General features: G+C 65.6%; 26 protein-coding genes and 1 tRNA gene. 12 read left to right on the plus strand and 15 right to left on the minus strand.

Going from position 1 to position 24,395, the window contains the following annotated elements; translation table 11 throughout:
* Nucleotides 1-856 precede the first annotated feature (856 nt).
* Both typA and AC3A4H_RS14515 read right to left on the minus strand, forming a co-directional pair.
* Nucleotides 857-2,683 (minus strand): translational GTPase TypA, encoded by a 1,827-nt coding sequence (typA, locus tag AC3A4H_RS14510; RefSeq protein ID WP_348778612.1) that lies wholly within the window; start codon nt 2,681-2,683, stop codon nt 857-859.
* Nucleotides 2,684-2,850: 167 nt separating this feature from the next.
* On the minus strand, nt 2,851-4,905 hold the full coding sequence (locus AC3A4H_RS14515) for a M3 family metallopeptidase (RefSeq protein ID WP_487767319.1): 2,055 nt from the start codon (nt 4,903-4,905) through the stop codon (nt 2,851-2,853).
* Between the two features lie 161 nt (nt 4,906-5,066).
* Between AC3A4H_RS14515 and AC3A4H_RS14520 the strand changes: the two genes are divergently transcribed.
* On the plus strand, nt 5,067-5,543 hold the full coding sequence (locus AC3A4H_RS14520) for a MarR family winged helix-turn-helix transcriptional regulator (protein WP_487767320.1): 477 nt from the start codon (nt 5,067-5,069) through the stop codon (nt 5,541-5,543).
* Complete coding sequence (locus AC3A4H_RS14525) at nt 5,540-6,772, plus strand: multidrug effflux MFS transporter (protein ID WP_487767321.1); 1,233 nt, start codon at nt 5,540-5,542, stop codon at nt 6,770-6,772. The genes AC3A4H_RS14520 and AC3A4H_RS14525 overlap by 4 nt, the downstream gene beginning before the upstream one ends.
* Before the next feature lie 23 nt (nt 6,773-6,795).
* Here the strand turns inward: AC3A4H_RS14525 and AC3A4H_RS14530 are convergent, their stop codons facing one another.
* The 4 genes from AC3A4H_RS14530 to AC3A4H_RS14545 form a co-directional block, all read right to left on the minus strand.
* Nucleotides 6,796-7,440 (minus strand): carbonic anhydrase, encoded by a 645-nt coding sequence (locus AC3A4H_RS14530; protein ID WP_487767322.1) that lies wholly within the window; start codon nt 7,438-7,440, stop codon nt 6,796-6,798.
* A 67-nt stretch (nt 7,441-7,507) separates the two neighbouring features.
* Nucleotides 7,508-8,284 (minus strand): DUF429 domain-containing protein, encoded by a 777-nt coding sequence (locus tag AC3A4H_RS14535; protein WP_487767323.1) that lies wholly within the window; start codon nt 8,282-8,284, stop codon nt 7,508-7,510.
* On the minus strand, nt 8,281-9,165 hold the full coding sequence (gene pdxY, locus AC3A4H_RS14540) for a pyridoxal kinase PdxY (protein WP_487767324.1): 885 nt from the start codon (nt 9,163-9,165) through the stop codon (nt 8,281-8,283). The genes AC3A4H_RS14535 and pdxY overlap by 4 nt, the downstream gene beginning before the upstream one ends.
* A 4-nt stretch (nt 9,166-9,169) precedes the next feature.
* The gene (locus tag AC3A4H_RS14545; protein ID WP_487767325.1) at nt 9,170-9,424 is read right to left on the minus strand and encodes a hypothetical protein; all 255 of its coding nucleotides are present in this window, start codon (nt 9,422-9,424) and stop codon (nt 9,170-9,172) included.
* A 167-nt stretch (nt 9,425-9,591) separates the two neighbouring features.
* On the opposite strand from AC3A4H_RS14545, the gene AC3A4H_RS14550 reads away from it, so the two are divergent.
* From AC3A4H_RS14550 to ppa, 5 genes are all read left to right on the plus strand, one after another.
* On the plus strand, nt 9,592-10,212 hold the full coding sequence (locus AC3A4H_RS14550; RefSeq protein ID WP_487767326.1) for a LemA family protein: 621 nt from the start codon (nt 9,592-9,594) through the stop codon (nt 10,210-10,212).
* A gap of 103 nt (nt 10,213-10,315) precedes the next feature.
* On the plus strand, nt 10,316-11,095 hold the full coding sequence (locus AC3A4H_RS14555; RefSeq protein ID WP_487767327.1) for a TPM domain-containing protein: 780 nt from the start codon (nt 10,316-10,318) through the stop codon (nt 11,093-11,095).
* Entirely contained in the window at nt 11,096-11,740 is a 645-nt protein-coding gene (locus AC3A4H_RS14560; RefSeq protein WP_487767328.1) for a TPM domain-containing protein, read from the plus strand.
* 84 nt (nt 11,741-11,824) lie between these two features.
* Entirely contained in the window at nt 11,825-12,331 is a 507-nt protein-coding gene (locus AC3A4H_RS14565; RefSeq protein ID WP_348778621.1) for a GNAT family N-acetyltransferase, read from the plus strand.
* A 111-nt stretch (nt 12,332-12,442) separates the two neighbouring features.
* Nucleotides 12,443-12,979 carry an inorganic diphosphatase gene (gene ppa / locus AC3A4H_RS14570; RefSeq protein WP_348778622.1) on the plus strand — a complete coding sequence of 179 codons (537 nt, stop codon included), beginning with the start codon at nt 12,443-12,445 and terminating at the stop codon, nt 12,977-12,979.
* A gap of 68 nt (nt 12,980-13,047) precedes the next feature.
* Here ppa and AC3A4H_RS14575 read toward each other — a convergent pair whose 3' ends face one another.
* On the minus strand, nt 13,048-13,371 hold the full coding sequence (locus AC3A4H_RS14575; protein ID WP_487767329.1) for a DUF167 family protein: 324 nt from the start codon (nt 13,369-13,371) through the stop codon (nt 13,048-13,050).
* Nucleotides 13,372-13,382: 11 nt separating this feature from the next.
* A complete protein-coding gene (locus AC3A4H_RS14580; RefSeq protein WP_348778624.1) occupies nt 13,383-13,673 on the minus strand; it encodes a YggT family protein in 291 nt (96 codons plus the stop codon).
* Between the two features lie 138 nt (nt 13,674-13,811).
* Here AC3A4H_RS14580 and AC3A4H_RS14585 point away from each other — a divergent pair.
* Nucleotides 13,812-13,887 (plus strand) — tRNA-Ala (locus AC3A4H_RS14585).
* Between the two features lie 89 nt (nt 13,888-13,976).
* On the opposite strand, the gene AC3A4H_RS14590 is transcribed toward AC3A4H_RS14585, so the two are convergent.
* Entirely contained in the window at nt 13,977-15,269 is a 1,293-nt protein-coding gene (locus AC3A4H_RS14590) for an NCS2 family permease (RefSeq protein ID WP_487767330.1), read from the minus strand.
* Between the two features lie 443 nt (nt 15,270-15,712).
* On the opposite strand from AC3A4H_RS14590, the gene AC3A4H_RS14595 reads away from it, so the two are divergent.
* Complete coding sequence (locus AC3A4H_RS14595; RefSeq protein ID WP_348778626.1) at nt 15,713-15,874, plus strand: hypothetical protein; 162 nt, start codon at nt 15,713-15,715, stop codon at nt 15,872-15,874.
* A gap of 7 nt (nt 15,875-15,881) precedes the next feature.
* Here the strand turns inward: AC3A4H_RS14595 and AC3A4H_RS14600 are convergent, their stop codons facing one another.
* The 6 genes from AC3A4H_RS14600 to hemC all read right to left on the minus strand — a co-directional run bounded on the left by AC3A4H_RS14600 (nt 15,882) and on the right by hemC (nt 21,902).
* Nucleotides 15,882-16,613 carry a glutamine amidotransferase gene (locus AC3A4H_RS14600; RefSeq protein WP_487767331.1) on the minus strand — a complete coding sequence of 244 codons (732 nt, stop codon included), beginning with the start codon at nt 16,611-16,613 and terminating at the stop codon, nt 15,882-15,884.
* A gap of 5 nt (nt 16,614-16,618) precedes the next feature.
* Nucleotides 16,619-17,107 (minus strand): tellurite resistance TerB family protein, encoded by a 489-nt coding sequence (locus AC3A4H_RS14605; RefSeq protein WP_487767332.1) that lies wholly within the window; start codon nt 17,105-17,107, stop codon nt 16,619-16,621.
* A gap of 103 nt (nt 17,108-17,210) precedes the next feature.
* Nucleotides 17,211-18,773 carry a heme biosynthesis HemY N-terminal domain-containing protein gene (locus tag AC3A4H_RS14610; protein ID WP_487767333.1) on the minus strand — a complete coding sequence of 521 codons (1,563 nt, stop codon included), beginning with the start codon at nt 18,771-18,773 and terminating at the stop codon, nt 17,211-17,213.
* A gap of 10 nt (nt 18,774-18,783) precedes the next feature.
* Nucleotides 18,784-20,154, minus strand: a complete 1,371-nt coding sequence (locus AC3A4H_RS14615) for a COG4223 family protein (RefSeq protein ID WP_487767334.1) — start codon at nt 20,152-20,154, stop codon at nt 18,784-18,786.
* A gap of 98 nt (nt 20,155-20,252) precedes the next feature.
* Complete coding sequence (locus AC3A4H_RS14620) at nt 20,253-20,954, minus strand: uroporphyrinogen-III synthase (protein WP_487767335.1); 702 nt, start codon at nt 20,952-20,954, stop codon at nt 20,253-20,255.
* An 18-nt stretch (nt 20,955-20,972) separates the two neighbouring features.
* The gene (gene hemC / locus AC3A4H_RS14625) at nt 20,973-21,902 is read right to left on the minus strand and encodes a hydroxymethylbilane synthase (RefSeq protein WP_487767336.1); all 930 of its coding nucleotides are present in this window, start codon (nt 21,900-21,902) and stop codon (nt 20,973-20,975) included.
* Between the two features lie 103 nt (nt 21,903-22,005).
* Here hemC and tsaD point away from each other — a divergent pair, with 103 nt between their 5' ends.
* From tsaD to AC3A4H_RS14640, 3 genes are read left to right on the plus strand one after another with little or no spacing between them, the layout of a single operon-like run.
* Nucleotides 22,006-23,091 carry a tRNA (adenosine(37)-N6)-threonylcarbamoyltransferase complex transferase subunit TsaD gene (tsaD, locus tag AC3A4H_RS14630; RefSeq protein ID WP_487767597.1) on the plus strand — a complete coding sequence of 362 codons (1,086 nt, stop codon included), beginning with the start codon at nt 22,006-22,008 and terminating at the stop codon, nt 23,089-23,091.
* Entirely contained in the window at nt 23,088-24,071 is a 984-nt protein-coding gene (locus tag AC3A4H_RS14635; protein ID WP_487767337.1) for an NAD(P)H-dependent glycerol-3-phosphate dehydrogenase, read from the plus strand. The genes tsaD and AC3A4H_RS14635 overlap by 4 nt, the downstream gene beginning before the upstream one ends.
* 19 nt (nt 24,072-24,090) lie before the next feature.
* Nucleotides 24,091-24,387: a YciI-like protein gene (locus AC3A4H_RS14640; RefSeq protein WP_487767338.1), complete on the plus strand. Its 297-nt coding sequence runs from the start codon at nt 24,091-24,093 to the stop codon at nt 24,385-24,387.
* The last annotated feature ends 8 nt before the right edge of the window (nt 24,388-24,395 follow it).

Genomic DNA, 24,395 nt, shown 5'->3' on the forward strand with positions numbered 1-24,395 from the left:
GTTGAGGCGTATATAGGCCCCACCCTCGCAGACTGTCAACGACCTTTTTCGCCTTTTTTGAATTTTTTGCGACAAAATCCAGACAACCCAGCAAAACCCTGCGTAAGGTCGAACGGTGTGCCCGCACCAGGCCTGCTTCCGTTCCCATCCCCGGGGACAAACAGACATGTTTCTCCGTTGTGACGAGGGAATCGGGCGCTGGATTTTGGCAAATCACCTCGCTGCCGACGATCCGGATCGCCACGCCACAGCATTTCGTCGGGTGCCTGACGGCAGAAATGCGGGCCTGTCTGCCCGCGCCCCCGCTGCTTCCTATAGAGAGAGACGGTTGGCGGTCGTGCCGGGCGGCCAGGGATCATGGATAAGAGCCGGAGAACCGCTCAATCCATGTCCAGGCCCCGTTCCTCCGCCATGCTTATTCTGCGCTGCGAATCTCAACCGATGATTTGATTGGGGGTCGGCCCCGAATACCGGCCAATCGGGCACCCGGATGATTCGAGCCCGAACAGTAGAGAGAGTACCGTGCCATTCCCGCGAGCCTGGCCGAAACCCTTGCCAGTTCGCGGGCACTCCTAATGGCTCCCAGTAGAGATATGGCTCGCAGGCGGCGCCCCGGCAGCCAGGGAATCATGAGTGAAGGCCGAAAGAACGTTTCGATTCGTTGGGCCGCGATTCACACGATCGATGATTTGCAGCGAATCGGCGCCGCGTTGCCGGCGATTCTGTCGGGCCGGGCGATTCGCAGCTCGTCGAGGGCCCGGCCTCGGGCGATTCCCAAAAACAAAAACGCGGGGACCTGCCCCGCGTTTTCCGCTCCCGCACTAATAGGGGAGCCTTTTCTCTTTCGATGACGTGCCTAGGCCGCGCCGGCGGTCTTGGCCTTCTCGAAGCGCTTGCGATCGTTCGGATCGAGATAAAGCTTGCGCAGACGAATCGACTTCGGCGTCACCTCGACCAGTTCGTCGTCCTGGATCCAGGCAAGCGCACGCTCCAGCGTCATCCGAATCGGCGGCGTCAGCTTCACCGCCTCGTCTTTGCCGGCGGCGCGGATGTTGGTGAGCTTCTTGCCCTTGAGCACATTGACCTCGAGGTCGTTGTCGCGGGAGTGAATGCCGATGATCATGCCCTGGTAGACCTTGACGCCGGCGTCGATGACCATCGGGCCGCGATCCTCAAGGTTCCACAACGCATAGGCCACGGCCTCGCCCTGCTCGTTGGAGATCAGCACGCCATTGGTGCGCCCCGGCAGCTCGCCCTTGAAGGGCTGGTAAGAGTGGAACAGCCGGTTCATCACCGCCGTGCCGCGCGTGTCGGTCAGGAGTTCCGACTGATAGCCGATGAGGCCGCGGGTCGGCGCATGGAAGACGAGGCGCTGGCGGTTGCCGCCGGACGGCTTCAGCTCGACCATCTCGGCCTTGCGCTCGCTCATCTTCTGCACGACGACGCCGGCATGTTCTTCGTCTACGTCGATGACGACTTCCTCGACCGGCTCGAGCAGCTGGCCGGCCTCGTCCTTCTGCATGACGACGCGCGGACGCGACACGGCAAGCTCGAAACCTTCGCGGCGCATGGTCTCGATGAGAACGGCAAGCTGAAGCTCACCGCGGCCCGAGACATAGAAGGAATCCTTGTCGGCCGATTCCTCGATCTTCAGCGCGACACTGCCTTCGGCTTCCTTCAGCAGGCGATCGCGGATGACGCGGCTCGTCACCTTGTCGCCCTCGGTGCCGGCGAGCGGCGAGTCGTTGACGAGGAAGGACATCGTCACCGTCGGCGGATCGATGGGCTGAGCCAGCATCGGCTCGGAAACCGCCGGATCGCAGAAGGTATCGGCGACCGTGCCCTTGGACAGGCCCGCAATGGCGACGATGTCGCCGGCCTGCGCTTCGTCGATCGGCTGGCGCTCGATACCGCGGAAGGCGAGGATCTTCGACACGCGACCGTTTTCCAGAAGCGTGCCGTCATGGTGCAGCACCTTGACCGACTGGTTGGGCTTAAGCGTGCCGGCCTCGATGCGACCGGTGATAATGCGGCCGAGGAACGGATTGGCCTCGAGGATGGTGCCGATCATGCGGAACGGACCTTCGGCCACCTTGGGCTCCGGCACATGCTTGAGCACCAGGTCGAACAGAGGCGCCAGGCCCTCGTCCTGCGGACCTTCGGGGTTGGCGGCCATCCAGCCGTCGCGGCCGGAGCCGTACAGGATTGGGAAGTCGAGCTGCTCGTCGGTGGCATCGAGGGCAGCGAAGAGGTCGAACACTTCGTTGATGACCTCGTTGTGGCGGGCGTCCGGACGGTCGATCTTGTTGATCGCCACGATCGGGCGAAGGCCGACCTTCAGCGCCTTGCCAACCACGAACTTGGTCTGCGGCATCGGGCCTTCGGCAGAGTCGACCAGCACGATGGCGCCGTCGACCATGTTGAGGATGCGTTCGACCTCGCCGCCGAAGTCGGCGTGACCGGGCGTGTCGACGATATTGATGCGGGTACCCTTCCATTCGACCGAAGTTGCCTTGGCCAGGATGGTGATGCCGCGTTCCTTTTCGATATCGCCCGAGTCCATCACGCGCTCGGCGACGCGCTGGTTGTCACGCACGGAGCCGGATTGCTTCAGGAGCGCATCGACCAAGGTTGTCTTGCCATGGTCGACGTGCGCGATAATCGCGATATTGCGGAGTTTCATATGGGGGTCCGAGGAGGGTTGGCGGGCGCCAGCCAGGCGACGCCCCGCGTTTCACTTGGGCGCGCTCTTACATGGTTTTTCGCAATTGCGAAAGGGGCGGATGAAAAACGGCCCTTCGAAACGGGCCGGCGCCAGCGCTGGAGGCGTCGAAGCACCCACGGGCCAAGTCACACAAGGCCGCGCTTCTCCATCATGGCGTCGGGCGTCGGCATCTTGCCGCGGAAGGCGGTGTAGAGCTCTTCCGGGTCGGCCGAACCGCCGGCCGAATAGATATGTTTGCGCAACCGCTCGGCCATGGCCGGATCGAAGGCATTGCCCGTCTCCTCGAAGGCCGCAAAGGCGTCGGCATCGAGCACCTCCGACCACATGTAGGAGTAGTAGCCGGCCGAATAGCCGTCGCCCGAGAACACGTGCTGGAAATGCGGCGTGCGATGGCGCATGACGATGGCGTCCGGCATGCCGAGCGCTTTCAGCGTCTCGGCCTCGAAGCCGAGCGGATCTTCCGGCGCGTCGGCGCGCGCATGATAGGCCATGTCGACCAGCGCCGAGGAGGTGAACTCGACCGTGTTGAAGCCGGCGCCGAAGGTTTTTGCCGCCAGCATCTTGTCGAGCAGTTCCTTGGGCATCGGCTCGCCGGTCTTGAAATGCAGGGCATGTTGTTCCAGTACTTGCGGCACCGTCAGCCAGTGCTCGTAGAGCTGAGAGGGCAGCTCGACGAAGTCGCGCGACACCGAAGTGCCCGAGACGGACGGCCAGGTTACGTCGGTGAGCATGCCATGCAAGGCGTGGCCGAACTCGTGGAACAGGGTCTTGGCCTCGTCGAGCGACAAGAGCGCCGGCTCGCCTTCGGCGGGCTTGGCGAAATTCATGATGTTGTAGATGATCGGGCTGGAGCCGTCGCCCAGCCTATACCCCGACTGCAGCGAGCTCATCCAGGCGCCGGAGCGCTTCGACGGCCGCGCGAAATAATCGGCGAGGAACAAGGCCCGGTCGCTGCCGTCGGCGTTCTTCACTTCGAAGACGCGCACGTCCGGATGCCAGCCGGGAATGCCCTTCTTTTCCACGAAGCTGATGCCGAACAGGCGGTTGGCTACGTCGAAACAGGCGTCGATGACGCGCTCGAGCTGGAGATAGGGCTTCAGCTCCGCCTCGTCGAAGGCGTATTTCTCGGCCCGCAGCTTTTCCTGGTAGAAGCGCCAGTCCCAGGCAGCGAGCTTTTCGTTGCTGCCGCCGGAAGCGGCGATGCGCTGCAGTTCGGCCTCGTCGGCCGCCGCCTTCTCGCGCGCCTTGTCCCACACCGGCTCCAGCAGCGCCATGACCGCCGACGGCGTCTTGGCCATGGTGTCGTCGAGCTTGAGCGCGGCATAGTTCTCGTAGCCGAGCAGCTTCGCCTTTTCGGCCCGCAGCTTGAGCGTGGTCTTGACCACTTTGCTGTTGTCAGCCTTGCCGCCGTTCTCGCCGCGCATGGTGAAGGCCCGGAAGGCCTTTTCACGCAGGTCGCGGCGCTCGGAAAACGTCGTGAAGGGCTCGTAGATCGAGCGCGACAGCGTGACCGCGTACCGGCCCTTCTGGCCGCGCATCTCGGCGGCTTGCGCCATGGCGCTCTTCAAAAAGTCCGGCAGGCCGGCAAGGTCGCCTTCGTCGAGGAACATTGCCCAGTCGCTTTCGTCGGCGAGCACGTTCTGGCCGAATTGGGCGCCGAGCGAGGCAAGCTCCTCGTTGATTGCGGCCAGCCGCTTCTTGCCCTCCGCATCCAGCTTGGCACCGGCGCGGACGAAACCTTTCCAGCTGCGCTCCAGCACGCGAAGCGTCTCGGCATCCAGCCCAAGCGTGTCGCGGCGCTGGTAGAGGTCGTCGATGCGGGCGAACAGCTTCTCGTTCATCGAGATCGCCGAATAGTGCCTCGCCATCTTCGGCGAGATGTCGCGTTCCAGCGCCTGGATGGTCGGGTTGGTGTGTGCACCGGCCCGGCACCAGAAGATCGCCGAGACGCGGTCCAGCGCATCGCCCGAAAGCTCTAGCGCCGCAAGCGTATTCTCGATCGTCGGGGTCTCCGCATTGCCGGCGATCTCCGAGATCTCGGCCTCATGCGCCTTCAGCGCTGCATCGAATACCGAGGCGAAATCGCCGTCGCCGATGCGCGAAAAATCCGGCAGCCCGAGCGGACCGTTCCACAGCGTGAGCGGATGGCTTTTCAGATCGACAGCGGTCTCGGACGGCATTGGCGGCTTTTTCCTTATGGTCGGACATTCTCGGCGGGAGGCACCGGCCGGAACCGGCAACCAGGCTTCGATGTAAGGTGGCAACCTGCCGGGTGCAACTCTTGACGGCCGACAACGGACTTCCTAAGGAAGGGTGATAATAAGGGGGATTTAGTATTTCCATGCCATACAAGGTAAACCCGGACAGCTTCGGCTTCCTCATCACCGACGTGGCCCGGCTGATTCGTGCCGAGATGGACAGGCGGATCGGCGAGGCCGGTCTCGGCCTGACACCGAGCGAAGGCCGCACGCTCTCGCACGCCGCTCGCGCCGGCACCGTTCGCCAGAACGTGTTGGCTGAGCAGATCGGCGTTGAAGCAATGACGCTGAGCAGTTCGCTCGACCGCCTGGAAGCCCAGGGGCTTGTCGAGCGGCAGCCCGACCCGGCCGACCGCCGCGCCAAGCTCGTCCATGTCACTGACGCCGGGAGCGAGATGCTGGAGCGCATGGCGCCGATCAGCCTCGCATTGCGCGGCGATGCCTCGCAAGGCATTGACGCCGAGGATTGGGACCGCCTGCTCGAAATGCTGAAGACCATTCGCGCCAGCCTCACGGCGGCAAAGTCCGCATTGGGCTCCAAGGAAGACGCCAACACATGAACATGCAGGCATTCCCGACACCGGCCGCCATCATGAGCGAGCGGCGCGTAGCCCTGATCGGCGGCATGCTGGCCGCGATCGGGCCGATTTCGATGTCACTCTTCACGCCGGCCATGCCTGAGATCGTTCGCGCGTTCGGCACCACCGAAGCGGCGGTGAAGATGACCCTGTCGCTCTATTTCGGCGGCTTTGCCTTCGCCCAGCTCGTCTGCGGCCCGCTGTCGGATGCCTACGGCAGACGCCCGATCACGGTGGCCTTCATGGTCATCTACCTTGCCGGCAGCGTTTTCGCCCTGCTCTCGCCGACCATCGAGCTGCTGATCCTGGCGCGTTTCCTGCAGGGCGTTGGCGCCGCTGTCGGTGTTGCGATTTCGCGTGCCCTGGTTCGCGACATCTTCACCCATGAACGTTCCGCCCGGATCATGAACCTGATCGGCATCATCCTGGCGATAGGGCCGGCCTTTTCGCCTACGATTGGCGGCTTCACCATGCAGCTTTTCGGTTGGCACGCCATTTTCCTGCTGATGGTGGGGATGGGAGGGCTCATCGTGCTCGTCACTTTCGTCACAATGCGGGAGACGGTGGTGCGCGACGCCTCGCGGCTTCGCCCCAGGCAGTTGGCCGCGACCTACGGCACGATCATCACCACGCCCTATTTCATGCTGGCGAGCCTGGCCATGGCAGGAAGCGCGGGAGCGATCTACGCCCAGGCATCGGTGCTGCCCTTCATCCTCATGGAGCGCATCGGCCTCACGCCGACCAAGTTCGGCGCGGCCATGCTGATCCAGTCGCTCAGCTACATATTTGGTTCGGTGGTGCTGCGCACCCTCATTGGCCGCTTCGGCGCGTTCCGCCTGGTACCTGTCGGCCTTGCCTGCATCGGCACGGCCAGCCTGGTGCTTGCACTGGGGTTGAAGCTGTACGAGCCGACATTCCTTGGCGTGATGGGCCCCGTGGGCGTCTACGCCTTCGGCATCGCCTTCGTCACGCCGGCCATGAGCACTGCGGCGATGGCTCCCTTCCCCAGAAGCGCCGGTGCGGCTTCCGCCGTCCTGGGCTTTCTGCAGATGGGCACCGGCCTGCTCGGCGGGGCATGTGCCGCGCTGATCGGCGATCCGGTTACCGCCATGGCGACGATCATCCCGACGATGGGGCTGGTGGCCATTGTCTCCTGGAGCATCTGGCGCAGGCTGGCCGAGCCATCAAGCCACTTCAGAACCGGCAACTAGGCGCGAACAGTGCCGCGCCCGACTCAATCCACTTCGGGCCGCTCGAAATCGCCGGTTTCCTTGTTCATGACCCAGAGTTCGCCGGTGGAGATGTCGAACCAGGCTCCATAGAGGGTGAGCCGGCCCTTCTCCTCCAGGATGCGCACGCAAGGGAACGTCCTGAGATTTGCTATGGAATAGCGGATCGAGATGCGTTCCAGCGAGGTCTGGCGCTCGGTCGCGGTCATCAGAATATTGCCGGAAACGGCCTCCGCGGCCGGGGCCAGAAGGCCCATCCACTGGCCGATGAAATCGCCCGGCGAGAGCGGTGCTGCATCGGTGTTCAGCGCGGCCTTGATGCCGCCGCAGCGGCCGTGGCCCATGACGACGATGTTCTTGACCTTGAGCGCCTGCACGGCAAATTCCAGCGCGGCCGAAGTCGAGTGATATTGCCCGTCCGGCGCATAGGGCGGCACCAGATTGGCCACGTTGCGCAGCACAAACAGTTCGCCCGGCCCCGCCCCGAAGATGATTTCCGGCGCCGCGCGCGAATCGCAGCAGGCGATCACAAGCGTTTCGGGCGATTGGCCCTGTCGGGCAAGCTCGCGATAACGGCTGGTTTCCGTCTGGAAAGGGCCGTTCATGAAGTTGCGATAACCGGCGAGCAGCTTTTTGGGCAGATGGGTCATGAAAAACCGCATTAAAGCCAAAGCCGCCGCTGATCAACGCAAATACGGGCCGCGCGCGCCTGCTTTTTTACGCCCAGATGGCGACCGGCAGCCCGTGCTCGTCCGAGCCGGGCGGGTCAGGAAAGCAGATGGCCTCGCCGCGGGAGAAGCGCGCAGCCACCAGCATCACCGCCGCGGCGTCGAGGAAATCGTCTTCCGCCGCGCCACGCGGCGGTGCCTGGTCGAGAAGGCCGCGCGCCAGTTCCTGACGGGCAAGCAGCGCCTTGCGCACTTCAATGCCGGGAGCGTTGACACGACCCTTGACCTTCTTGGGCAGGGACATGGCGCGCCGCCCGTTCAGCTGCCAGAACGCCACCTCCGGATGCGATTCGATGACCCGGCCGCGCAGTTCGGGCCGCGCGATCAACAGCGCGTCAAGTTCCCGTATCTTCGAGAAAATGCCAAAGGCCTGGATGGAAACGCCGCGAGGCGGGCTCGACGTGGCGCGCGCCACGACACTCGCCTCGCGATGAGCTTCATACCAGGCGTCCAGCGTGGTGAAGCCGTCCGTTTGGGCATAGAGCGCGGCGCGTGAGGGAATTGAGAAGACGCTCGATTGCCGTTGTCCCAGCAGCGGCCGCACCAGGGCTTCCGGCCCGCGGCCGCCGCGGGATGAAAACGCCGGCAGGCCGATTGGCATGTCCACGGCGATCGCGGCATCGGCAGGAAGGGCCGCGACCAGATCGGCAAAGGTCGCGAACACCGTTGCTGCAACCTGCTCGCCCGGAATTCGGGACACCGCGATCCAGCCTGCCTTGCAGCCGTCGACCCCGGCGACGGCCCTTTGGGTCGCAACCCCGCTCACGCCCGCTTGTCGCGGCCCGGATGCAGTAGATGGCGCAGGTGCACCATCGCCATCGGATGCGACAGGCTCTGTGCATCCGTTTCGAGCTGCAATTCGTCGCCGCCGCGCTTGGCGGTGCGTGCAAGGATCTCGAACACCGAAGCGGTGGTCGAGCGCAGCGCCGCCTCCATCGTCTGCCCGCCCAGCAGGCGCGCCATGAAGACAGCGCCGGTCAGATCGCCGAGCCCGTTGGGCGGGCGCTCGATGATGCGGTGTTCTGCAAGCAGCGCCGAAGTGGGGGTGACAAGAAGATTGCCGGTGCTGCCGGCCATCATGGCAGGAGCCGAGGTCACCAGCATGTTGGCCGGCCCGACATGCATGGCGGCTTCCACCACGGCGCGGACGCTATCGAGCTTGGCACCGACGATCCATTCGAGCTCGTAGCGATTGGGCGTGGCGATGTCGGCAAGCGGCAGCAGCGTGTCGCGCAAGGCGGCTGCGTGCGCCTCGGACACGTAGAGGCCGCCGAGGTCGCCCATCACCGGGTCGCAGACATAGAGTGCGTTCGGGTTCCTCGCACGCACCGCCGCGACCAGCGAGGCCACTGCCGCCGCCTGCTCGGCGTTGCCGAGATAGCCGGACAGCACGCCGGCCACCTCGCCCAGCCAGGGCGCGTTTTCGAGGTCCTTCATCAGTGCGGCGAATTCGCCCGGCTGCGGCACGATGCGCGTTGCCCGGCCGTGTCCGGGGTGCCAGGGCAGGATGACAGTGGGCACCGCCCAGACGGGATAGCCCAGCGTCTCCAGCGCGAAAACCGCGGCGCGATTGCCCACCGAGCCACGCGCGACATGGCTGGAGATGACGATGACAGCGCGCGGCGTGTCGGCGGTTTCGGATGTCATGGGTTCAGGCGCCCCGCAGCAGGAAAATTACCAGCCAGACCAGAAGTCCGGCGCATATCAGCAGTCCGAGCAGGCGGCCGATGCGCGTGCCCCAGTATTCGACGCGGTCGTCGCGGTCGACATCCGCGCCGGAGAAATGGTCCTTGGCCCGTTGGGCTGTGCGCGAGACAGCCGACGCACCGCCACTGCCGCCCTCCCGAGCGACGCGGTCGAGTATGCGTCGCGATTCGTCGGCATCGTTGCTGCCTCGCTGTGTCACGGTCCGGACCTCTTTCCGGGGCGAATTCTACCGGCACGACCCAACCCGTGACAATGCGCAATCGGCGTGATTCGCCGAGCTCGGATGCGATGCGCAGACCAGGCCATTTCCTTGCGTGGCAACTGTGCTACTTTTTGACTGCCCGGTCATGAACCAGAGGATGTTCCATGTTCGCCCAGCGCCTGCCGCTCCCGTCCATCCGCTCTCTTTCGGCTTTTGTTGTGATGGCGGTCATGCTGCCGCTTCTGGCGGGGTGCGGCTACAACACGATCCCCACCCAGGAGGAACACGCCAAGGCGGCCTGGAGCGAGGTGCTGAACCAGTACCAGCGCCGCGCCGACCTGATTCCCAACCTGGTCGAGACGGTCAAAGGCTATGCCTCGCATGAAAAGGCCACGCTGGACGCGGTGGTCTCGGCGCGCGCCAAGGCAACGCAGACCGTGTTGCCGCCGGAGGCGCTAAACGATCCGGAAAAGTTCAAGGCCTTCCAGGAAAGCCAGTCCGGCCTGACCAGCGCGCTTTCGCGCCTGCTTGCGGTCACCGAGAACTATCCCGACCTGAAGGCCAACCAGAATTTCCTCGCCCTTCAGGCGCAGCTGGAAGGCACCGAAAACCGCATCGCCGTTGCGCGGCGCGACTACATCGAGGCGGTGCGGGTCTACAACACCACGCTGAAGACCTTCCCGTCGATCCTGTGGGCAAAGCTCTGGTTCACCGACGCCCAGCCGTTCCAGAACTTCACGGTTCTCGAGGACAAGATCGAGGCGCCGAAGGTCAATTTCAACTAGCATGAAGGCAGACGCCGCAATCGATCGGCCCAGGGTTTTGAAGGCGCGGACTTCGGCCGGCGCCGGGGCATGGCCATGGCGCCGGCTCGCTCCCGTCCTGTTCATGCTACTGGCCTTGTTCTTCTGCGCCTTCGTGCAGGCCGCCGAATTGCCTGCTCTCACCGGCCGCGTGGTCGACAATGCCGGCATGATGACGCCGGCCGCTCGCGCCGCGCTCGACCAGAAGCTTGCAGGCTTCGAGAAGAAGTCCTCCGACCAGATCGTCGTAGCCACCATTGACAGCCTCGGCGGCGAGGCCATCGAACCCTATGCCAACCGCCTGTTCCGTGCCTGGAAGCTGGGCCAGGCCAGCGAAAACAACGGCGTATTGCTCCTGGTCGCCAAGGCCGACCGCAAGATGCGCATCGAGGTTGGATACGGCCTTGAAGGCACGCTGACCGACCTGCACACCCGGCTCATCATCGAGAACACCATGGTGCCGGCCTTCCGCGCCGGCGACTTTTCCGGCGGCATCACCAAGGCCGTGGACGACATCATCATGGTGCTGGAGGGCAACGCCGCGGAGCTTGAGGCGCGCGCCAAGCGCAACCAGGCCGAACAATCGGAGCCGGTCGATATATTCGCCCTGCTGTTCATAATCATCTGGGCCACGCTGTTCTTCGGCGGCTTCGCCATGGCGGTGCTGCCGCGCATGTTCGGCCGCCGAATCGCGCCCGGCCGCTATCGCTGGCTCGGCATGGATTTCAACTACAACTCTCGCGGCTCCTCCGGCGGCTGGTCCGGCGGCGGTTGGTCCGGCGGCGGCGGGGGCTGGTCGGGTGGTGGCGGCTTTTCCGGCGGCGGCGGTTCGTCTGGCGGCGGCGGCTCTTCGGGGAGCTGGTGAATGAAAAGGACGCACCAAGCCATGAAGCCGGAGGAGCATGCGCGCATCGCCGCCGCAATCCGCGAGGCCGAAAGGAAGACCGCGGGCGAAATCTACTGCGTGGTCGCCCGCTCCAGCGGCAGCTATTTCTTTCCCGCGGCCTGTTTCGTGCTCGGCGCCATCCTGCTGCTCAGCCTGCCGCTGGCCCTGGCGCTTGAATATTGGTGGATCAGCCTTCGCCTGCCGGTCTTCGTTGCCGCGCAGCTGCTGGCAGCCGCCGCGGCGCTGGCCCTGCTCTGGGTGGCGCCGGCTTCCCGCCTGTGGTTCGTGCCGCGCAGGGTTCGCTATCGCCGTGCCCACGAAAACGCGCTGAGGCAGTTCATCGCCCGCAACGTCCACATCACCGCAAGCCGCACCGGCGTGCTGATCTTCGTCTCTCTGGCCGAGCGCTACGCCTCGGTCGTCGCCGACGGCGGCATCAACCAGCACGTGCCCCAGCACGCATGGGACGCAGTGATTCGCGACCTGGTCGGCCACGCCAGCCGCGACCGGCTGGCCGACGGCTTCGTTTCGGCGATCGGCGCGGTGGGAGGCCTGCTCGCCGTTCACTTCCCCGCCCGCGCGGACGATGTGAACGAACTCGACGACCATCTGATCGAGATCTGAGGCCCGGTCGCGAGGCGATCGGGCTGCTGGCGGGCATAGCTCTTGCTTGCCTGTCCACCGGCGGAGGTTTATGGTTAATCAATCATGAACACGCTGATCATCGACATACGCAAGGCCGAACCACGCGACGCTGAGCAGATCGCGGAGGTCCACCATTTGGCCTGGCAGGGCGCCTATGCCGGCATCATTCCGCACCGGGCGCTGACGGCGATGATCAACCGTCGCGGAAGCGCCTGGTGGGCGAATGCGATTCGCCGCGCGGCGACGGTTCTGGTGGTGGAGATCGGCGGCACGATCGCCGGCTACGCAACCGTGGGGCGCAACCGCGCCCGCGAGTTGCCGCAGCAGGGCGAGATCTACGAAATCTATCTTCGGCCGGAATATCAGGGCATCGGGCTGGGCAGCCGCCTGTTTGCGGCCGCGCGCGAGAAGCTCGCCGGGCATGGGCTGAAGGGGCTGGTGGTCTGGGCCCTGGAAGACAACGACAATGCGCTGGCCTTCTACGCAGGCGCCGGCGGCCGCGATGTCGCCGAAGGCGTCGAGGTCTTCGACCAGAAAGCGCTGCGCAAGGTCGCCTTCGTCTGGGACTGACCCCGGAGCACTTCCCCAAACATGGCCATCGAGACGAGGGGACAGCTTGCCGCTGTTGCGCATGGCGCTCTTGGCAGCTATTTCCTGCGCCGAAAAGGAGACCACGCAGCCATGCGCATCGAAGCAATCCCCACCGGCAAGAATCCGCCGGAAGACGTCAACGTCATCATCGAGGTCCCGGTCGGCGGCGAGCCGATCAAGTACGAAATGGACAAGGAAGCCGGCACGCTGTTTGTCGACCGCTTCCTCTACACGCCGATGCGCTACCCGGGCAATTACGGCTTCGTGCCGCATACCCTGTCGGGCGACGGCGATCCGATCGACGTTCTGGTCTGCAACACGCGCGCCCTGATTCCGGGCTGCGTCATCAGCGTGCGCCCCATCGGCGTGCTGGTAATGGAAGACAATGCCGGCGAGGACGAGAAGATTATTGCCGTACCGTCGCCGCACATCACCCGCCGCTACGAGAATGTGTTCGAATACAACCAGCTGCCGGAGATCACACTGCAGCAGGTGCAGCACTTCTTCGAGCACTACAAGGATCTGGAACCCGGCAAGTGGGTCAAGATCGGCGGCTGGAAGGACGCGGCCCACGCCAAGAAGATGATCGTGGAAGCGATCGAGCGCTACAACGCGCAGAAGGGCTGATCTCCCTTTCGTGCACTCACTCCAAGAAAAAGGCCGCTTCGCCCGAAGCGGCCTTTTTCTTGGGCCGGTCAGGGTGCGCCGCGCCCGGCCAGTTCTTCCAGCTTCGCCGTCAGGGCGCCGGCATCGCCGGTCAGGCGCACCGTCTTCAGCCGCGACGTGCCGCCCGCGACGACCGAGACATCGCTGCGCGCGATCCCCAGGGATGAAGCAAGAAGCTTTTCGAGCGCCGCATTGGCCGCGCCCTTCTCCGGCACCGCCCGCACGCGGGCGGCGAGATGCGCACGGCCGTCGGCCGCCGTATCGATACCCTCGAGGGCATCTTTCGACGAGCGCGGCGTCAGGCGCACATGAACATCCACGCCCTTGTCGTGGACCCGAAAGAAGCCGGCCAAACCAGCGCCCGTCAGACGACCAGCTGCAGCACCGTGGTCAGCAGAAACTGGCGCAGGAAGAAGATGATGAGAAGGACGATGATCGGCGAGATGTCGATGCCGCCGAGATCGGGCAGCAGACGTCGGATCGGCGCCAGCACCGGCTCGGTGGCCCGGAACAGGAAGTTGCCGATCGCGCCGACGAACTGGTTGCGCGAGTTGACGACGTTGAAGGCGTAGAGCCAAGAGAAGATGGCCGCGCCGATGAGAATCCACCAATAGATGTCCAGCGCCAGAACCAGGGTCTGAATGAGGGCGATCATGCCGTTCTCCGTTGAATTGGCGAGATGTAGCGGCTGCGCGCCCGGGCGACAAGACCCGGCGGCAGGGCAGGCTTGCGCGCCAACTACCTGCTTGACAGAAACCCGCGGCCAACCGTAAATGCGCGCCATCTGCTGAATGGGGCTGTAGCTCAGCTGGGAGAGCGCGTCGTTCGCAATGACGAGGTCAGGGGTTCGATCCCCCTCAGCTCCACCAGCGGATCGATTTTCCTCGACAAGTTCAAGTTTTCGGTCCGTTACCTTGCCCGCGTGCGTTCATGTGTCGCGAGCCTCCGCGCGCCTCGGCTATGACGAAAAGAAGGCAAAGCGCACGACGAACAGCACCGCGACCAGCCACGTGGCGGCGTGCACCTGGCCGGGCCGGCCGGTGAGGGTTTTCAGTGCGGCGTAGCTGATGAAGCCGAAGGCGAGCCCGTTGGCGATCGAATAGGTAAATGGCATCATCATGGCCGTGAGGGCCGCAGGCGTGGCCTCGGTTATGTCGTCCCATTCCACGTCGACCAGCTCGCGCGCCATGAGGCAGGCCACATAGAGCAGTGCCGGTGCGGTCGCATAGACCGACACATCCGCCGCCAGGGGCGAGAAGAACAGCGACGCCAGGAACAGCACCGCAATCACCAGCGCCGTCAGGCCGGTGCGCCCGCCGGCCTGGACGCCGGCAGCGCTTTCCACATAGGCGGTGGTGCTGCTGGTGCCCAGAAGCGAGCCGGCCACGATGGCCGTGCTGTCGGCCAGAAGGGCCTTGCCCAGGCGGTTCGGCTTGCCCTCCTCGATCAGGCCGGCGCGCTTGGCCACGCCGATCAGCGTGCCGGTGGCGTCGAACACTTCCACCAGTACGAAGACCAGGATGACGTGCACAAGCCCGGCGTGCAGCGCTCCCGCGATGTCCAGCTTCAGGAAGGTGGGCGCGATGCTGGGCGGTGCGGAAACCACGCCATGAAACTGGCTGATGCCGAGCGCCATCGACAAAGCGGTGATCACGAGGATGCCGATGAGAATTGCGCCGCGCACCCTGAGCCCGTCTAGGGCGGCGATGATGAAGAAGCCCAGAATGGCGAGCAGCGGGCCGGTCTCGGTCACGTCGCCCATCGCAACGAAGGTGGCTTCGTTGGCCACGACGATGCCCGAGCTTTTCAGCGCCACGATGCCCAGGAACAGCCCGATACCGGCGGCCACCGCGCTTCGCATGGAATGCGGGATGCCCGCAATCAGCCAGCTGCGGATGCCGGTCAGCGTCAGTATGAGGAAGATGACGCCCGAGATGAAGACGGCACCGAGCGCCTGCTGCCAGGAAAAGCCGAGCGCGCCGACAACGGTGAAGGCAAAAAATGCGTTGAGCCCCATGCCCGGCGCCATGCCGATCGGCCATTTCGCGACCAGCGCCATGATGAGCGAGCCGAGCGCTGCCGCAAGGCATGTGGCCACGAAAACCGCGTCGCGGTCCATGCCGGTGGTAGACAGGATCGCCGGATTGACGAACATGATGTAGGCCATGGTGAGGAAGGTGGTGAGGCCGGCTATGACCTCGGTTCGGACCGACGTGCCTTGTGCGCTCAGGTCGAAGTATTTTTCCAGCACGGATCTTCCCTCCGTCGGAGCCTGCCGGTTTCGTGACTGCGGCATTGACGCCGCATCCTCGCCAGAGCCGTCACATTAACCGAAATCACGATGGTTGCGTAGCGCTGCATAGGTCGAAGCTTCGGCCGCCACGCGGTTGGTTTTCCGGGATCGGCGGGAAACGAGATCACAAAAGCGGGAACCATCTGGCGATTGAAACCTTAACCAGCATCGGGCGCGCCAGTTATTGCGGCACGCCACAGTTCCAAAATTCTTCGCCGCGAGCCGCCCCGGCGGCCGACATTGGTCTTGGGCAGCAAAGAGGAGGTGCCTGGCGATGCGGATACTGTTGCTAGCGCTGGCGGCCTATGTGACCATGCGCGTTATCGAAGAAAATTCCCCTCGCAAACCTGCCGCCGGAACGCCCCGCACACCTGGCCCGGACAAAGGCGTGAGGTAAGGACATGAATACGCTGCAGTTCGCCATATGCCTGGTAGGCTGCGCACTGGTCGGAACCGCGATCGGCGTGGTGTTGAGCAGTCCCAATCTTGGCTTCACCATCGGCCTAGCCGCCGGCGCGGCGATTGCGGGGGTGCTGATCGCGCTGGGCGACGAGTCCACCTGAAGGTGCACTATCCAGCCGTCGGATCCTGTGCCGGGGTGCCGAAGATCATGTGCAGGAACTCCACCAGCCAGCGCTTCAGGTGCATGTCCCAGATCAGCCGGCCGCCGAGATGGTCGCGCCCGGGCTGCGCGCCCGGCAGCTCGAATCGGTGGGCGCCGCGCACCACCCAGCGATGCATCATGATGCGGGTGAGTTCGGCGTGAAACTGAATGCCCCAGGCGTTGTCGCCATAGCGGAAGGCCTGATTCGGATAGGTTTCCGAAGTGGCCAGCAGGGTGGCGCCCGAGGGCAGCGAAAAGCCTTCGCGGTGGAACTGATAGACCATTTCCGGCCAGTGCATCAGCTTCTTGCCCTCGTCGGTCGCCTTCAGCGGATACCAGCCGATCTCGACAAGCCCTTCGTCGTGCCCCTCGACCCTGCCGCCAAGATGATTGACCAGCATCTGCGCACCAAGGCAGATGCCGAGAAGAGGGCGGTTCTCCCTCAACGGCACCGAGAGCCAGTCGGTCTCGCGACGGATGAAGTCGTCCGTGTCGTTGGCGCTCATCGGCCCGCCGAATACCACCGCGCCGGCATGGCCTTCCAGCGTCTCGGGCAGATCGTCGCCAAGCGGCGGGCGCCGGATGTCGAGATCGAAACCGTTTTCCAGGAGAAGATGGCCGACCCGCCCGGCACTGGAGCTTTCCTGATGCAGAACGACGAGGATTTTCGGTCTGCTGCTTGGCTGCATCACAGGCATGGAGGTCATTCTTCCGAGGAACCGCCGGGACGATCATGCTCCGCGGCCTTGGCAACCTGCTGCCGCATGGCGATGCGGTCGCGCCGATCGACGGCGAGCAGCTCGGCCACGCGCCATATGGTGTTGTCTTCCAGCTCGTGCAGCTGGCCGTCGGAATAGACGACTTCCCACATCAACCGGATGAATTCGACGCGGCCGCCCTCGTCCAGATGTCGGGCCAGAACGCTGGTGAACGCGTAGAGATCGACCGCTTCGGCGTCGGCCTTCTTGCCGGCGGCGATCAGCGCCGAAAGCTCGTGGCCCGTGACGCCATAGGCTTCGGACAGGACCTGCTTCAGCCGTTCCCGTTCGGCATCCTGGCGCACGCCATCCGCGCCGACGACATGGTAGAGAAGCGCGGCTGCGGCAACGCGAGGGTCATCGGCACCAGGAGCGGGGGCGCCGGTCCTGCCAGCAGGCAGTTCCTTCAGAAAGGACAGAATGCGTTCGAACATCCGTGTTTCCTTCAAGTCGAGCCGAAGCTAGCGTGCTCGCGACGCATGTGTCCATCGCGCGGCAGCCACAGGATTTGCGAAATTGCACCGGCGGCAAGAGGCCTCAGAACAGCCGGAAACGTCGCTGCGCTTTCTCGGCTTCCTCCGGCGCCACGCCGGGGTCGTCCGGCAGTCGCGTCGGCTGAGGCATTTCCTCCACCACGGCATCGGTCAATGGGGCGGTGGCGGCTTCCCGAGCCGCTTCGGCGTGGTGCTCGCGGGCGGCTTCCGCCGGCTCGGGCGAGACTTCGACCACGGCCGCGTCGGGCTTCGCCGGAGGCTCGATTGCGCGCGGGGCGACTGGCAGGTCCTCCTCGTACTGATCGATGAGCTGGCCCAGTCGCTCGACCGGCGCCTGCCATTCGAAGGCGTCGAGCTTGCCGGTCACCGGCGATGTCGGTGCCCAGCGTTCGGAGGCAACGCCGTCGGCGACCCACGCCGGATCGCGCGGCGCCCACCGTGCCTTGGCGAGGAAATGGCGCACCATGCCCTGATCCCCCGTCTCGGCTTCCTCGATATCGGCCAGCAGCAGGTAGGCGCTTTCGCGCGGCTGCATGCGGATAGCGGCCTCCGCCTCCTCGCGCGCCGTCCCGTATTCGCCGGCATCGAGCGCGGCGCGCGCCACGGCGAGCGACGATTCGGGATGGTTCTGCTTCAGTGACTGCAGCCGGCGCGCCCGCGACAGGCGGTCGAGCACGGCATCGCCAGCACGTGCGTGGACGTAGAGGTCGGCAAGTTCGGGATGCGGCTCCGCCTTCCATGCCATTTCGATGATTTTGGAGCCCTTGCGGATGTCGTCCTGGCGGAACAGGGCGCGTGCCGCCACAGCAGCGGCCGGCGCGAATTCCGGCGCGAGACGGTTGGCTTCGAGGGCCGCCTGCCTCGCCGCCGGCAGGTCGGCGTCGAGCAAAGACATGGCCTTTGCCGTCAGCAGGACGGCGCGACGGCGATTGGCGACCGCGGGCTCGATGTGGCGTGTGGATTTCTGCGCATCGACGAGCTTCAGCGCGCCGTCCCAGTCGCCGCGCTCGACCTTCTCTTCCATGGTCGATTCCGATGCCCAGCCAAGCTGGGGGGCGACATCGGCCGCGCGACTGGCATAGTGCCTTGCGGCCTCGCGATGCCCAAGCCGTTCGGCCTCTAGATAGAGGCCGCGCAATCCAAGAAGCCGCATTTCGGGATCGTCCAGCATAGCCTCGAACTTGCTGCGCGCCGCCTCGTGGTCGCCTTCCAGAAGCGAGGCTTGCGCGTCCAGCAACTGGATCAACGGCTCCTGGTCGGAGCGGATCAGCTTGGCCGCCTGCCTGTTCATCTTGCGCGCCAGTTCGGCGTCGCCGGACCCGGCAGCGATCATGCCCGTCGACAGCGCCTGGTAGCCGCGGTCGCGGCGGCGCACGCGAAAATAGCGGGCGATGGTGTAGGGGCTGTTCCAGATCGACTTGGCGAGCCACCACAGCAACATCACGGCCGCGACGGTTGCCGTGACCGCGACGGCCGCGACGATGAGCTTCACTTCATACTGATAGCCGTTGAAGGTGACGACCATGTCGCCCGGCCGGTCGGCGAGCCAGGCAAAGCCCAGCCCGAGCACGAACACGACCAGGAGGAAGAAGAGGATACGGATCATCGGCTTCCCCCTATGCCTTCATCGCGCCGGCAACCGCCTCGTCGACCAGCTTCTGCGCCTCGGCGCGGGCGCGGATCTTGTCGGCGAAGGCGCTGCCCGCCTCCTTGGCCGGCTCGGGCAGGGAGTTGTACTCGGCCAGTGCCTTGTCGAGTTCGCCGGCCTTCAGCTCGAATTCCATGCGCGCCACTATCTCCGGCACGCCGGCGCCTTCGACGGGGCCGACCGGCCGCACCGTCACCAGCGAAGCGGCGCTGTTCAGAAGCCTGTCGACAAGGCCGGCCTTCTCGTCGACCGGCCTGCCGGCGGCAATCATCGCCCTGACCGCCGCGTCGGCCTCGCCAAGGATTTCGGCCATCGGCGGCACGCCCGACGTTGCATAGGCGCGCAAGCCGCCGAGGCCAGGCGCATCGGGCGAAAGTGCTGCGAAGGTTTCCAGCTCCGCCTCGAACGGCGCGCCGCGCTCGACGGCCGACTTGAGCGCCGATGCGGCGATGGCCAGCGCCACCTTGGGCTGCCCAGAAAGCGCTTCGACCTTGCCGGACAGGTCATTGACCTTCTGTTCCAGCGCCGAAAGCTTGCCGCTGCTTGCGGTGATAGCCTCGCCGTTGGCCTTCTCCTGCGTCTCCAGGCCCGTGATTCGCTCGCCGATCGCCGTGACGTCGCTCGAAGCCGCCTGGTGCGCGGCCTGCTCGCGCAAGGCGGCAAGTTGCGACTCGACCTCCTTGATGCGACCGTCCAGCGCCTCGGCGGCGTTCTCGCCGGCCGACGAAGCCTCGACGGTCTGGCGCAGGTTGGCGATGTCCGACTTCACCTGGTCGAGCGACTGGGTCACCGCCTCGATCTCGCCGGTCACCCGCGAATCCGGCCGGCCGCTGGCACCCTTCAACGTGTCGATGTCCTGACGCATCCCTGCAAGCTCGGAATGCAGCGCATCCAGCGCCGGAGCTGTCGCATTGCTCGTGCCGGGAGCCGGCAGCACGCCGGCATATTGCAACCCGCCGGCACCCGCGAGGGCGATCAGCCCTCCGACGAGGCCTGCGACGAGGGGCGGAAAGCCTCCGCGCCTGTTTTCCGGCTGCTGGGCTGAAGCCCCTGCTTCGTGCCTTTCCGCTTCGGCTTCGGCGGTTTGCTGGGCGGCAGTTGCGGCAGGCTCTCCCGCGGGCGCGTCGGATTCGGGCTGCAAATCGGGTTTGCTCGCGGCGTCCGACGCCGCGGCGGTCTTTTCAGCCATTGTGGAATCCTGTGTCGTGGGGGTCTCGGACTGGGGCTCGGAGGACTCTTCCTGCGGTTCGGAAATGCGGGAGACCTCGCCCGGTTCCAGTTCGATCGTCACCGGTCCCCGCTGTGTCTTCGAGTGCCGCGTCTTCGGCGTCTTGACCATGTGAGAACTCCGCAATGCTTGTTGTTTTCAAATATTCCCGGCCACGAGAACCGCGCAAGGATCAGTACCACACCAGCGGGGCGTGAAAATAGGCGCGGTCATGAAGCGGGCGGGAAGACGGCTTCGAGAAGGGCCATAAGCGCCTTCTCGGACGGCTCGCCTGCCACGAAAGTCCTTTCCCTCTGCGCCCCTTGGAGAGCCTCAGCGACCCGACCGGACAGGCAAAGGCAACACGCCGACGCAAGCCGGGAATCTTCTTTCGCAAGTGCAGAAAAGGCCTCGGCAGCCTTGGCCGAATAGAGCAGCACCGCATCGACCGGCGCATCCTTCGGCAGCCCGGACAGGGCTTCCGCCGAATGCTCAACAGGGCATGTGTCGTAGGTTTCGATAACGTCCAGCCGATATCCGGCACCCGCCAGCGTTCGCTCGAACTCGGGCATCCGCACGCGCCCGGTAAGATAGGCGATGCGCGAGCCCGTCGGCAGCTCGGCGGCAATCATGGCGGCAAGTCCGCTCGCATCTCCTGGGCCTTCCGTGACCAGCCCGAAGCCGGCATCGCGCGCCGCCTTGGCCGTCTTCCGCCCCACCGCAAAGCACCGCCTCGCCAGCAGGGCGGCGATCAGCTCATCCGGCGCATGGCGGACCGCATTGGCGCTGGTGACGGCAACGGCATCTATAGGAAGGCTGGCCGCGCCGATAGGAAGCGGCCGGGTCTGTGAAAGCGGCAGGACGATTGGCGAAAATCCCGCCTCTGCGAGCAGCCGCGCCGTTGCCGACGCGGCCGGCTCAGGCCGTGTCACAAGGACCCGGCCGCCCATTCAGCCCCAGCCCTCGAAGAAGCGCGTTCCGGCCCTGTCGCGGACGTCCTCGCCCGCAGCCCGGCCGATCTCCGCCGCGTCCGACGCCTTGCCTTCGCGCCGCACCTCGTGCGCCTCCCTGCCGTCGACCGACAGGATGACGCCGCTGAACGACAGACGATCACCGTCGATCACCGCATGACCGGCGATGGGCGTGCGGCAAGACCCGTCGAGCACGCGCAGATAGGCGCGCTCGCAGGCAAGCGCCTGTCCGGTGGGTTCGTGATTGATGGGCGCGAGCATCTGCTTTACCCACGCATCCGCAGAGCGGATCTCGATGCCGATGGCGCCCTGCCCCGGCGCCGGCGGGAACATTTCCAACGGCATCAGGTCGGTGATGATATGCTCCATGCCCAGACGGCGCAGGCCGGCATTGGCGAGCAGCGTGCCGGCGGCGATGCCTTCTTCCAGCTTGCGCAGACGCGTCTGCACGTTGCCGCGGAAAATCACGACATCAAGGTCGGGGCGCATGCGCCGGATCAGTGCCTGGCGCCGCAGCGAGGCGGAGCCGACGACGGCCCCATGCGGCAGTTCGGCAATGGAAGGCGCGAGCTTGCCGATGAAGGCGTCGCGCGTGTCCTCGCGCGGCAGGAAGGTCGAAACCTCGAGCCCCTCGGGAAGAACTGTCGCCATGTCCTTCGAGGAATGCACGGCGATGTCGATTCGCCCATCGAACAGGGCTTCCTCGAGTTCCTTGGTGAAGAGGCCCTTGCCTCCCACTTCCGAAAGCGGACGGTCCAGGATGCGGTCGCCCGTGGTGGTCAGCGGCACGATCTCGAAGGCTTCCTCGCCAAGGCCATGCGCGGCCATCAGTCTGGCGCGGGTTTCCGTGGCCTGCGCCATCGCCAGCGGGCTGGCGCGTGTTCCGATTTTCAAGGCTTTTGTTTGCATGGCGCTCGGTCCGTGATACCCACCCGGCGAACGGGGATGTTTCTTCCCCCAATCCTCCTATCGGGGAAATCATAGTCGGGCAATGCAACGAAATGACGCCATGATCCGCGTGCTCGGTATCGAGACAAGCTGCGACGAGACGGCTGCGAGCGTGGTCGCGCTCGGCGAAGGCTCGGCGCCGCAGATCTTGTCCAACGTCGTGCTCAGCCAGATCGAGGAGCACGCGGCCTTCGGCGGCGTGGTGCCCGAGATCGCGGCACGCGCCCATGTCGAGGCGCTGGACGGCATCGTGGAGGCTGCGCTGGCCAATGCGGGCACCAGCCTGGCCGAGATCGACGCCGTCGCCGCCACCGCCGGGCCCGGGCTCGTCGGCGGGCTGATCGTCGGCCTGATGACAGCCAAGGCAATCGCCGCCGCCGCCGGCAAGCCGCTGATCGCCGTCAACCATCTCGAGGGCCATGCGCTGACGGCGCGGCTTACCGACCAGCTCTCGTTTCCCTATCTGCTGCTGCTCGTCTCCGGCGGCCACACGCAAATCCTGCTGGTGCGCGGCGTGGGCGACTATCAGCGCTGGGCCACGACCATCGACGACGCACTGGGCGAGGCCTTCGACAAGACCGCCAAGATGCTCGGTCTGGCCTATCCGGGTGGCCCGAACGTGGAAAAGGCGGCGGCAAGCGGCGATGCTGCCCGCTTTGCCTTCCCCCGGCCCATGAAGGGCGAGGCGAGGCCAGACTTCTCGTTTTCCGGCCTGAAGACCGCCGTGCGGCAGGCGGCGACGGCGATCGCGCCGCTGACCGAGCAGGACGTGGCCGACATCTGCGCCTCCTTCCAGGCGGCGGTTTCGGATGCGCTGGGCGACCGGGTCGGCCGGGCGCTGGCACGATTCCGCGAGGAATATCCCGACGCGAAGACGCCCGCGCTGGTCGTCGCCGGCGGGGTCGCGGCCAACCGGACGATCCGGGCGACGCTGGAAACGCTTTGCCGGAACCACGGCTTTTCCTTCGTGGCGCCGCCGCATGCATTGTGCACGGACAATGCGGCGATGATCGCCTGGGCCGGAATTGAGCGGATGCGCGCCGGGCTGGTAGAGCCCGGCGCGATGGATTTCGTGCCGCGTTCGCGCTGGCCGCTCGACAGCGTGTCGGCGCCGGTGGTCGGCTCGGGACGACGGGGAGCAAAGGCATGAACGACTATCGCATCACCGTGCTGGGCGGCGGCGCCTGGGGCACCGCACTTGCCCTGACCATGGCCCGCGGCGGCAATGCCGTGCGTCTCTGGGCGCGTGACGCCGCAATGGTAGCGGCAATCAGGCAAGGCGAAAACCCGCGCTACCTGCCTGGAATTCGCCTCGACCCGCCGCTCGATGCCACCACCGATCTCGACGAGGCACTGCGCGGAGCCGACTGCGTGCTCGTGGTCACGCCGGCGCAGGTCCTGCGCCAGGTTCTGACGCAGGCCAAGCCGCATATGCCGGCCGGCGTGCCGCTGGTGCTGTGCGCCAAGGGCATCGAGCGCGACACCGGCACGCTGCTGTCTCAGATCGCGGAAGAGATTCTTCCGGGCAATCCGGTCGCGGCCCTCTCCGGACCAAGCTTTGCTACCGACGTGGCGCGCGGCCTGCCGACAGCCGTGGTGATCGCCGCGCGCGAGGAAAGCCAGGCCGCGGCGCTGGCGCAGCGTTTTTCGACCGGCAGCTTCCGCTGCTATTCGACCGACGACCTCGTCGGCGTCGAGCTTGGCGGCGCGCTGAAGAACGTTTTTGCCATCGCCGCGGGCGCCGTCACCGGGGCCGGCCTGGGCGCCAGCGCCCAGGCCGCCATGGTCACGCGCGCCTTCGCCGAATTGCGCCGCATCGGCGCCGCCTTCGACGTGCGTCCGGAAACGCTGATGGGGCTTTCGGGCTTCGGCGACCTGATGCTGACCTGCTCGTCGGCGCAGTCGCGCAATTTTTCGTACGGGCTGGCGCTGGGGCGCGGCGAGTCGCTCGCCGGCCGGCCGCTGGCCGAAGGCGTGGCCACCGCCGCGATTGCCGCACGCATCGCCCGCGAGCGGGGCATCGACGCACCGATCACCACCGCGGTGGCGCAGATTCTCGCCGGCGCCCTCACCATTCACGAAGCGGTCGAGGCGCTGATGTCGCGCCCGCTGCGCCCCGAAGCTGAATAAGGAAACAGGAGCGGAAAACATGCTGTTTGCGTTCATCTGCAAGGACAAGCCGGATCATTTGCAGCTGCGGCTCGATGTGCGCCCCGACCACGTCGAGTTCCTGAACGGCCTCAATGCCGATGGCACGCTGAAGTTTGCCGGCCCATTCCTGGATGACGACGGCAAGCCCTGCGGCAGCCTGGTGGTGGTCGAGGCCGCCGACAAGAAATCCGCCGCCGAACTCGCGGCGAGGGACCCCTACGCGAAGGCCGGCCTGTTCGACAGCGTCGAGATCCGGCCGTGGAACTGGGTGTTCAACAATCCGGCAAGCGCTTGAGGAAGCTG

Source organism: Pseudaminobacter sp. Soil_N_29 (assembly GCF_057656055.1).

Coding starts and splice junctions, on each gene's coding strand:
- AC3A4H_RS14520 (WP_487767320.1), top strand. CDS start 5,067: ATGCCATACAAGGTAAACCCGGACAGCTTCGGCTTCCTCATCACCGAC.
- AC3A4H_RS14600 (WP_487767331.1), bottom strand. CDS start 16,613: ATGCCTGTGATGCAGCCAAGCAGCAGACCGAAAATCCTCGTCGTTCTG.
- AC3A4H_RS14565 (WP_348778621.1), top strand. CDS start 11,825: ATGAACACGCTGATCATCGACATACGCAAGGCCGAACCACGCGACGCT.
- AC3A4H_RS14610 (WP_487767333.1), bottom strand. CDS start 18,773: ATGATCCGTATCCTCTTCTTCCTCCTGGTCGTGTTCGTGCTCGGGCTG.
- AC3A4H_RS14550 (WP_487767326.1), top strand. CDS start 9,592: ATGTTCGCCCAGCGCCTGCCGCTCCCGTCCATCCGCTCTCTTTCGGCT.
- AC3A4H_RS14525 (WP_487767321.1), top strand. CDS start 5,540: ATGAACATGCAGGCATTCCCGACACCGGCCGCCATCATGAGCGAGCGG.
- AC3A4H_RS14595 (WP_348778626.1), top strand. CDS start 15,713: ATGAATACGCTGCAGTTCGCCATATGCCTGGTAGGCTGCGCACTGGTC.
- pdxY (WP_487767324.1), bottom strand. CDS start 9,165: ATGACATCCGAAACCGCCGACACGCCGCGCGCTGTCATCGTCATCTCC.
- AC3A4H_RS14640 (WP_487767338.1), top strand. CDS start 24,091: ATGCTGTTTGCGTTCATCTGCAAGGACAAGCCGGATCATTTGCAGCTG.
- AC3A4H_RS14530 (WP_487767322.1), bottom strand. CDS start 7,440: ATGACCCATCTGCCCAAAAAGCTGCTCGCCGGTTATCGCAACTTCATG.
- hemC (WP_487767336.1), bottom strand. CDS start 21,902: ATGCAAACAAAAGCCTTGAAAATCGGAACACGCGCCAGCCCGCTGGCG.
- AC3A4H_RS14615 (WP_487767334.1), bottom strand. CDS start 20,154: ATGGTCAAGACGCCGAAGACGCGGCACTCGAAGACACAGCGGGGACCG.
- typA (WP_348778612.1), bottom strand. CDS start 2,683: ATGAAACTCCGCAATATCGCGATTATCGCGCACGTCGACCATGGCAAG.
- AC3A4H_RS14515 (WP_487767319.1), bottom strand. CDS start 4,905: ATGCCGTCCGAGACCGCTGTCGATCTGAAAAGCCATCCGCTCACGCTG.
- AC3A4H_RS14580 (WP_348778624.1), bottom strand. CDS start 13,673: ATGATCGCCCTCATTCAGACCCTGGTTCTGGCGCTGGACATCTATTGG.
- AC3A4H_RS14560 (WP_487767328.1), top strand. CDS start 11,096: ATGAAAAGGACGCACCAAGCCATGAAGCCGGAGGAGCATGCGCGCATC.
- ppa (WP_348778622.1), top strand. CDS start 12,443: ATGCGCATCGAAGCAATCCCCACCGGCAAGAATCCGCCGGAAGACGTC.
- AC3A4H_RS14605 (WP_487767332.1), bottom strand. CDS start 17,107: ATGTTCGAACGCATTCTGTCCTTTCTGAAGGAACTGCCTGCTGGCAGG.
- AC3A4H_RS14555 (WP_487767327.1), top strand. CDS start 10,316: ATGCTACTGGCCTTGTTCTTCTGCGCCTTCGTGCAGGCCGCCGAATTG.
- AC3A4H_RS14635 (WP_487767337.1), top strand. CDS start 23,088: ATGAACGACTATCGCATCACCGTGCTGGGCGGCGGCGCCTGGGGCACC.